Annotated in this window: 2 protein-coding genes; both read right to left on the bottom strand. The window is 54.9% G+C overall.

Annotation, left to right across the window (positions count from 1 at the left end):
- Nucleotides 1–93: 93 nt before the first annotated feature.
- Nucleotides 94–198, bottom strand: coding sequence for a dihydroxy-acid dehydratase domain-containing protein (locus tag EZM41_RS13360; RefSeq protein ID WP_232618913.1), 105 nt, complete (start codon nt 196–198; stop codon nt 94–96).
- 14 nt (nt 199–212) lie between these two features.
- Nucleotides 213–329: a hypothetical protein gene (locus EZM41_RS13365; RefSeq protein ID WP_342449193.1), complete on the bottom strand. Its 117-nt coding sequence runs from the start codon at nt 327–329 to the stop codon at nt 213–215.
- Between the last annotated feature and the right edge of the window lie 41 nt (nt 330–370).

A 370-nucleotide genomic window follows, 5' to 3' on the forward strand; every position in this document is an offset into this window, starting at 1 on the left:
TGGCCCTCGGAATCTCCCTGAAAAGGGATATCATGAAACCGAAAGCGAGCTCAGCCACAGACTCGGCATTGCCGCCCGCGGCGTTTATCACTTTTACACCTTTCTCACGGCAATAGCTGGCAGATGCAACACGGCGTTCGATGAACCGCCCGTGGCTAATACAAACTTAATGGCGTTCTCGAAGGCCTTTGCTGTCATTATATCCCTCGGCCTTACGCCTTCCTGCCGCGGATAAACGGGCGGTCGGGCGAGAGGGCTCTCTTCCTGTGGGCCGCCACTAAATCGTCGTCTATCATGGCCGTCAACGTCTCGTCCTCGAAGTATTCGATCTTGGATACCTCGTGAGATGTGCGGAAACCGTCGAAGAAGT

This window comes from Acetomicrobium sp. S15 = DSM 107314 (genome assembly GCF_016125955.1).
Taxonomy (GTDB): Bacteria; Synergistota; Synergistia; order Synergistales; family Thermosynergistaceae; genus Thermosynergistes; species Thermosynergistes pyruvativorans.

Bases quoted from the DNA above. Each gene is read 5' to 3' on its own strand.
- EZM41_RS13360 (WP_232618913.1), bottom strand. From the start codon at position 198: ATGACAGCAAAGGCCTTCGAGAACGCCATTAAGTTTGTATTAGCCACG.